The sequence below is a fragment of the Odoribacter sp. N54.MGS-14 genome (assembly GCF_000980295.1).
Taxonomy (GTDB): Bacteria; Bacteroidota; Bacteroidia; order Bacteroidales; family Marinifilaceae; genus Odoribacter; species Odoribacter splanchnicus.
Window position 1 is genome coordinate 1 of sequence record NZ_LARL01000121.1, and the last position, 3,839, is coordinate 3,839.

Annotated in this window: 2 protein-coding genes and 2 pseudogenes; 1 reads left to right on the plus strand and 3 read right to left on the minus strand. The window is 35.8% G+C overall.

Going from position 1 to position 3,839, the window contains the following annotated elements:
• The 3 genes and pseudogenes from WS42_RS14310 to WS42_RS14320 all read right to left on the minus strand — a co-directional run.
• Positions 1-775, minus strand: a 775-nt coding sequence (locus tag WS42_RS14310) for a phage integrase SAM-like domain-containing protein (RefSeq protein ID WP_046451322.1), incomplete at its 3' end; no start/stop codon positions are given.
• 282 nt (positions 776-1,057) lie between these two features.
• Positions 1,058-1,284: pseudogene (locus WS42_RS15820) on the minus strand (transposase); the annotation flags it as partial.
• Positions 1,285-1,559: 275 nt separating this feature from the next.
• Complete coding sequence (locus tag WS42_RS14320) at positions 1,560-2,675, minus strand: DUF4934 domain-containing protein (RefSeq protein ID WP_022161501.1); 1,116 nt, start codon at positions 2,673-2,675, stop codon at positions 1,560-1,562.
• Between the two features lie 542 nt (positions 2,676-3,217).
• On the opposite strand from WS42_RS14320, the pseudogene WS42_RS14325 reads away from it, so the two are divergent.
• A pseudogene (locus tag WS42_RS14325) lies at positions 3,218-3,839 on the plus strand (hypothetical protein); the annotation flags it as partial.

Below are 3,839 nucleotides of genomic sequence, written 5' to 3' on the forward strand. Positions count from 1 at the left end.
CCCGGACACGTTCCAGATACTGTTTGTCTTTGGGTATCTGATAGTCTTTTAGTCTGTTCAACTCTTCCCATGTCAGGAAGATTACCTTCTTGGGGGTGGTTTTCAATTTCGGTTTGAACGTATCGTATGCTATATTCTGGTGATAGTCTTTCTTGAAGCTCCATCGCAGGAACCATTTGAGGAATCCCATTTGTTTACCGATGGTACTGTTTCTCATGTCTTTTTTGTCACGCAGGAAATTGATATACTCGTTCAATCCGAACTCATCGAAATATTCAAAGGTCACATCTTCCTTGAACTCCTTGAGGTGATTTTTAACGGCTGCAAACTTTTCGTATGTGGATTCAGTCCAGTTATTCTGATTGCCGCATTCTTTTACAAATTCATCGAATACCTCCCAAAAACTTATCTTTACGTCTTCCTGGTCTTCACTTGTATCTTTCATCCGCAGGTTGAATGCGTCCTTTAGCTGTTGGGTAGTGGGCATGGCTTCCTGTACCTCAAATTCCTTGAACACGTTTTGAATTTCGGTATAGTATTTCAGCAGATCGGCATTGATTTCAGATGCACTTTGCTTTAGTTTGTTGGTACACCCGTTCTTCACTCGCTGCTTGTCAGCATCCCACTTGGCTACATCAATGCGGTAACCCGTTGTAAACTCAATGCGCTGACTTGCGTATATGACACGCATACGGATAGGCACGTTCTCCACGATTGGCACACCGTTCTTCTTCCGGCTTTCCAATGCAAAAATGATGTTACGTTTGATATTCATAATTGGGTGTATTTGAAATTCTACACCCAAATATACACCCAATATTTGGAATAGCAAAAGATATTCAGAAAGATTTAGATTTACTATGTACTCCAGATAGTATGTGATTATCAGTAATTTGCAATTTTATGATATTTCTTGAATATGTAGGTTCGAGAGCCTCTCTCTCCGCCAAATTAATGAAAGTTATAAAAAGATCGGATTTTTTTCCGGTCTTTTTATTTTATCGGGTTCGAGCCGATAGTGTGGATGAGGGATCAATCGGAAAACCTGTGTTTTTCGATATTTATAAATATCTACATTCTGTGCCACCGTTCCCATAAGTAGTATGACCGCCTGTTGATTCGGCATAGCGCCTCTCATATTAATAACCCTTTTATAATTTCGATCCGGTTAGTGGTATAAATCATCCCCCTGATTTCCCTTTCATATTTGAAGTATGTAAAATAAAACCTGTACCTGTCGTGCTGCTATCTCTTTAACGGCGGATAACTCTTTTGCCATCTTTGCCATTCATAGAATTTCAATTGGCACTTATGGCAACCATTTGTATCCACATAATAGAGTATTTTATACTTATGGTTTAGTAATGAATAATCTATAGTATCTTTTCCATATATTTTCATGGTTAAATTGTCTGGAAAAACAATCTCTTTTCCCATCCAATGTTTGACAACCTGTTTGATTTCTTTTTAGGGGAAGTACATCCCATGCTTATTGATAAACAAGCTAACAGAAATTTGTTATGATATATTTTATGCTATTGGGGAGAAATTGCTTAAGTTTATTTTAGATGGTGGAAAATGAGGACAGGATTATCCGTTTCTTTTAAAGAGATTGAAGTGAATCGGTTTAATCCATATTGTTTGTCGACATTCAATGCTAATAGGGCTGGAATATATGAAATTATTTGATCTTGATATACGCAAAATGCGCTATATAAAAAAGGGTATTCTGGAAAAAAATCATCACCCAGTTTTATCGTTTTCACTTCTTTTGTTGCTGTATCGATTTTTGAAATAAAGTCTTTTATCCCGGTATTTTTGTAAAAAATAGAATATACAATATTCAATGTCCCTTGCGAAATATATAATCCTTTTATTCTTCTCAGAGTCTCTTTCCCTTGTAGGAAATGATATGTTTTTTCTCTGTCAGTATATATGAACGGGGGAATTTGATCACTGGTATTGAATATAAAAGAGTATAAAGGTTTCTTTTCTTGGGAAGTTAATGAAAAGATTGTATGTTCGTATTGTTCACTGACCAATAAATTACTATCGAGACAATGAAAGGGGGAATATTCAAAACTGAACCCTTGATTTTTTTTAAACTTGTCTAATCGATTGATAATTTCTTTTGTTATAGGATTGTACACGACATAATTGTATAATTGATTATTTGAATAATCAGAAAATAAATAGATGGTACTATCGTTCTGAATATGAAAACAATCATACCAATCATTCACTTGTATAGTATTTTGAAAAACACCGTTGGTATCATATTTGAAAATTTTCTGATTTGTTCGTGAAAGGCAATACACATGAGAATCATAGACCTCAAAATCGGAAATGGAAAGGTACTCTCCCGGAGCTCTTCCTTGGTTGGCTATTTTATTTTGGTATTTCCCGTTATGGGTAAAAATAAAAATGGTGGCTTGTTTTTTATCGAGAATATATATATGTTCGTTTTGAAGAACTATCTTATCAATTCCTCCTATCAAATTGTTTGGAGTGGTTTCCAAAGCAATAGTGTGATAAGCATTAAAAAAAATTGTGATTTTATCCTGCTGATTAATGTCTATTACAAATTTTTTATTCGCTTCTATTATTGCTTCTTTTGGTGTACAAGAACCTGAAAGAATTAATATGATGAAATTGAAGAGATATAGTACTTTCATGCGTTTACTTTTAATTCGTAAATATTGAATCTTACATAGTCATCTGCTCCTGCACTGATTATAGTGCCTCCCAATAATTTGATTTTACCTTTGGTGCCAACATAAATTTCACATTTTGATGGATGACGATTGTAGCTGCAATCCAATCCCCCTTCTTGTTCTGCCAATGCTTCAATATGGCCTGTTGTAAGTTGAACATTATCGTTTTCTCAACATTGCTTATCGTTACAAAAATATACAACTTTTTAGGAAAATCAAAAGAAAGGTATTAGGAAGATAGTTTTACCAAAAAAAAGTGTAAATCCTGATTTTTTTTTGTTTTTATAATGTATCTTTCTAAAAATCAGGGTACCTGGCAACTGTCGTTTTCGGAATTTTGGAAGTTTCCATAATACAGAGTCCGCTTTTTCATCGGAGTAGCCACTCGTTTGATCATATAAGCTGTCTTTTTAAATGCAAGGTATAACCTGGGCCATAAAATCTGTAATTTTTAATGGTGGTATTTTTCAGAGGATAGAAATCAAAATTGTGTGATAAAAGGTATGAAATATCTGTATTGTATTGTAATTTTTTGTTTTTTAGGGTGTACCTGTAAGAAGGGAGAAATACCGGAAGGAAGTATTTGCCCGGAATACGGGTCATCGATTGGCCGTCACTTTACTTGGGACGAGGCGGATTCTGTAAAACAAAAAGCTGCTTACTTTTTGTTGAGCCAGATTAATAGTTACACTTGTAATAGTGCCGGGCAAACAGTTAGTGAAACAATACCGCCGGCCTTTCTGATTCGCCATATTGAATCCAAAGTCGGTCAATACAGGACTTGTTCCTGGCTGAAGGGAATGACTTTCGAAACTTTTTCCGAGTATTTACTTCCCTATCGGGTGGGAGATGAAGATCCCTTCCGATTTCCCGGACCTGATACGCTTTATCGCACTAAGTTCGATTATCTTGTCCGTCATTATGATGATTGTCGGAACTCTCCTTATCAGTTGGGGCATTTCCTGTTGAAGGCATTCTCGGCAGGAGAAGCAAAATTCCCAGGGGAATTAGTACCTGAAGTATATAAATTAAGGTTTTTAGGTATTCCGGCTACGATCGATTTTCTACCTGTTACCGAGCGGGAGAATTTAAAATCAGCCTGGATTTATATCCCGGACGATCGTT

Bases quoted from the DNA above. Each gene is read 5' to 3' on its own strand.
- WS42_RS14320 (WP_022161501.1), bottom strand. From the start codon at position 2,675: ATGAAAGTACTATATCTCTTCAATTTCATCATATTAATTCTTTCAGGT.